Origin of the sequence: Burkholderia sp. E168m23, from assembly GCF_016586125.1 — a bacterium.
Classification (GTDB): Bacteria; Pseudomonadota; Gammaproteobacteria; order Burkholderiales; family Burkholderiaceae; genus Burkholderia; species Burkholderia orbicola.
In genome coordinates this window covers 1-4,017 of the sequence record NZ_BCPP01000680.1, presented here as the reverse complement: position 1 = coordinate 4,017, position 4,017 = coordinate 1, and the positions used below count along the sequence as shown (strand labels likewise).

At 65.8% G+C, this 4,017-nt stretch carries 4 protein-coding genes; 3 read left to right on the top strand and 1 reads right to left on the bottom strand.

The features are described from left to right. The coding region (locus JMF90_RS27345) for a rod shape-determining protein (protein ID WP_201325662.1) at positions 1-277 on the top strand (277 nt) is incomplete at its 5' end. A 167-nt stretch (positions 278-444) separates the two neighbouring features. Further along, the gene (locus JMF90_RS27340; protein ID WP_011547228.1) at positions 445-1,137 is read left to right on the top strand and encodes a YdcF family protein; all 693 of its coding nucleotides are present in this window, start codon (positions 445-447) and stop codon (positions 1,135-1,137) included. Positions 1,138-1,667: 530 nt separating this feature from the next. On the opposite strand, the gene JMF90_RS27335 is transcribed toward JMF90_RS27340, so the two are convergent. After that, entirely contained in the window at positions 1,668-1,850 is a 183-nt protein-coding gene (locus tag JMF90_RS27335) for a hypothetical protein (RefSeq protein WP_078041579.1), read from the bottom strand. Here JMF90_RS27335 and JMF90_RS27330 point away from each other — a divergent pair. Next, positions 1,849-4,017: autotransporter-associated beta strand repeat-containing protein (locus JMF90_RS27330; RefSeq protein WP_201325661.1), on the top strand; the 2,169-nt coding region annotated here is incomplete at its 3' end. The genes JMF90_RS27335 and JMF90_RS27330 overlap by 2 nt on opposite strands.

Here is a 4,017-nt window from a genome sequence, read left to right as displayed (position 1 = left end):
GTCCAACCACGACGTCGCGGACGCGCTGGCCGCGCCGCTCAAGCAGGTGATCGGCGCGGTGAAGTCGGTGCTGGAAAACGCGCCGGCCGAACTCGTGACCGACATCGCGAATCGCGGCGTGGTGTTCACCGGCGGCGGCGCGCTGCTCGCCGATCTCGAGCGCCTGCTGTACGACGAGACCGGGCTGGTCGCGCGGATCGCCGACGAGCCGGCCACCTGCGCGGTGCGTGGCGCCGGCGAGGCGATGGGGCGGCTCGCGATGTGCCCGGTCGATTGAGCCCGGGCGGTGCCGGTTTCGCGGCGCGGCGCATCCTTCACATTCTTTCGATCTCCCTATGGCCGACCTGCGTGGCCGGCATCGGTTCGTCGCATGGACAGGCGCGAGCGCGCCGTGCTAGCGTGACGCGCCCGTCGTGACGTGCCCGTTCGGGGCTGGGCCGGCCGATGCGCCCGACGACACCTGAGAGACCGAATACCTTGAAATATCGAACCAAACGGAGCTTTGCGGCCCGGGCCGGCCGCGTGCTGGCCGTCGTTGCGTGCGTCTGGGCCGCGGCGGCCGCCGCGATCGTAATCCATGGCATGCGGATGCCGAGCAACCCGGCGGACGTCGCCGTGATCTTCGGCAACGCGCTCGACGACACCGGCGCGCCGAAGCCCGTGCTCGCGGCCCGGCTCGATGTGGGCGTGCGCTGCTATCGCGCGGGGCAGTGCCCGGCGTTTCTGGTCAGCGGCGCGATCGACGGCCCCGGGCTGAACGAGGCGACGGCGATGCGCGACTACCTCGTTGCGCGCGGCGTGCCGGCGGACCGGATCGCCGTCGACGACCAGGGCGACAACACGCTCGCGACCGCGCAGCACACGCTGGCCTACCTGCACGCGCATCGCCTGTCCCGCGTGCTGATCGTCAGCCAGTATTACCACCTTGCGCGGGCGCGTCTCGCGTTCGAGCGCGTCGGCATTGCGCGGTCGAACATCTCCGCCGCCTATCCGCGCCGCTTTCAGTGGCGCGATGTCTATTCGAGCTGGCGCGAGGTGCCGGCCTACGCGGTGTATGCGGTGCGGCTGTGGGTGAATCCGGATGCGCGGCCGGTTTCGTTTCGGCCGATGCTTTATTTGATGCGGCTGTTTTCGTGAGGCGACGGCGCCGGGAGCGCGCGCTTCCAATCGGCGTGGCTTCCTTCTCCCTCCGGTTGCCTACCGTCTCGTGTCGGCGGTGCGAACGTCATTGACGCCGGACGAACGATAACGATTTGCGTTGTCGCTTCATTTCGAGACGAAAATCGAAGCAACGCCCGTGATTGTTTGAGAATCCGCATTCGCATGCCAATTTGGCAAATGCGGATGAGTCGTATTGGCGATTCGGGACGGTTAATATATTGCACTGCAAAATTCGCAGATACTGAATCAAGTCGATATATCAGTGTTTTCACGGATGCGGTGCATCCAGTGTCTTTGCGAAAAGTCAAAAAGCGCCGTCGAAAAACGTGCCGGATTGTCATTTCCGATAGCCTGTCGGGAAGTAAAAAGTACATATTCCTTGACCCTTGATCCGACGGGGAAATATCGACTGGAAAACGGTTCGAGTTTGATATAGCCTTGTCTGATAAAAGCAGGGCGGTAATCAAATCAACCAGAAAGTCGCTGCAAAAATACAGGGGCCACCATCATGTCATTCGACTAGTTCCGAACCTGCACTCCCAGGTTGTTAAAAAATTCATCCATGAATAAACCGACATCGCGTCGCGATTGCCGGAGCGGACGCTTTTATCCGTGATTTTCTGCCGTGCGTCAGTCGGTGTGGCCGCAATACCAATACCAAAGCCGAAATCAATAACGAGGGAAAGCATGACTATTGCGCGTTCGAAAAAAGCGGGTGAGCCGTTTCCGAGACTGCTGTTGCCCACGGGCGTGTTTCTGGCGCTGTCGGGCGCGGGCATCGTTCCCGCCCACGCGACCTGCAGCACGGCGGGCACCACGGTGACCTGTTCCGGCGTCGCGAATCCGCTGGCGCCCAGTTATTCGAACAGCGCCAACAACGTGAACGCGACGGTCAACCCCGGTGCAAGCGTCGGCGTGCTGCTCGGCGTCGGCGGCACGGCGATGTCGCTGACCGGCAATAACGTCACGCTGACCAACAACGGCACGATCGACCCGTCGGCGCTCGGCTCGGGGCTCGGCGTGCTGTCGAGCGGCACGGTGGTCGGCAACGCGGCGGCGAGCACCACGACCGTGACCAACAACGGCACGATGATGGGCTCGACCGGCGTGGCGATCAGCGGCGTGACGGGCATGGCGCTGTCGGTTCAAAACGGCGCGGGCGGCACGTCGACGATTACGAACACGGGTACGATCGGCTCCTCCCCGCTGGTCGGCGCGACGCTGACCGGCGCCGATGCGCCGGTGGTCGCCGCGTACGGCGGCGGCACGGTCAACATGTCGAACAGCGGAACGATCACCGGTCGCGTGTCGTTGGGGTCGAGCGGCACACCGGGGCAGGGCAATACGTTCACCAACTCGGGCACGATCAACGGCGGCGTGTCGATGGGGGCGAACAGCACGAATACGTTCAATGCCGTGACGGGCTCGTCGGTCAACACGGCCGGCGGCACCGGCGGCGCATTCAACATCACGGTCGGGCCGATCACGCTCGGCGTGGCGGCAACCGGCGTGGTCGACGGCGGCGCGGGCGGCAACAACACGCTCAACCTGCAGCAGGGAACTGCGGCGAACGGCACGATCGCGGCCAACAACTACATCAACTTCAATCACCTCGACGTCACGAGCGGCAACTGGACGATCAACGGCGCGTCCACCGCGCAGGACGCGACGCTGTCGGGCGGCGTGGCGATCATCAACAACAACGCGTCGCTCGGCACCGGTACCGTCACGGGCAACGGCGGCGCGTTGCAGGCCGGCACGACGGGGCTCAACGTCTCCAACAACGTGTCGCTTGGCGCGGGCGGCCTGACGGTGCAGGGTGCGACCGGGCTGACGCTGTCCGGCACAGTGTCGGGGGGCGGCGCGTTGACAAAGAACGATGGCGGCACGCTGACGCTGTCCGGCGCGAACAGCTACACAGGCGCCACGAACCTGAATGCCGGCGGCCTGGTGGTCGGCAACAATTCGGCGCTCGGCATCGGCGCGCTGAACGTCAACGCGTCGGCGTCGCTCGACGCGAGCACGAACGTGACGCTCGGCAACACGGTCAATCTTGCCACCGGCTCGACGCTGACGCTCGGCGGCAGCAACGCTCTCGGGCTGACCGGCACGATCAGCGGCAGCGGCGGCCTCACGAAGAACGGCGCGGCGACCACGACGCTGAGCGGCGTGAATACGTATACGGGCGATACGACCATCAACAGCGGCACGCTCGCGCTGAACGGAGCCGGCAGCCTGTCGGCGACCGGCACGGTCAACCTGACCGGTGCGGGCGCAACGTTCGACGTGACCGGTGCGTCGGGCGCGCGGACCATCGGCTCGCTGGCCGGCGCGGCCGGCACGAACGTGACCCTTGGCGCCAATTCGCTGACGCTCAACGGCAGTGGCAATGCGACCTATGCCGGCACGATCGGCGGGTCCGGCAGCGTGACGCTGTCGGGTACCGGCACGCAATCGCTGACGGGCACGAACGTGTACACCGGCGGCACCAACCTGAACGGCGGCAACCTCGTCGTCGGCAGCAATACGTCGCTCGGCATCGGCGCGGTGAACGTGAACGGCTCGTCGACGCTCGATGCGACCACCAACGTGACGCTCGCGAACGGCGTCAACCTCGCGACGGGCACGACGCTGACCCTTGGCGGTAGCACCGACCTCGGCCTCGGCGGCGTGGTTTCCGGCGGTGGCGGTCTCGTGAAGAACGGTGCGGCGACGCTCACGCTGTCGGGCGCGAACAACTATGCAGGCGGCACGACGCTGAATGCTGGCGGACTGGTGCTCGGCAACGGCTCGGCGCTCGGCACCGGCGCGCTGACCGTCGGCGGCTCGGCGACGCTCGATACGAACACGAACCTC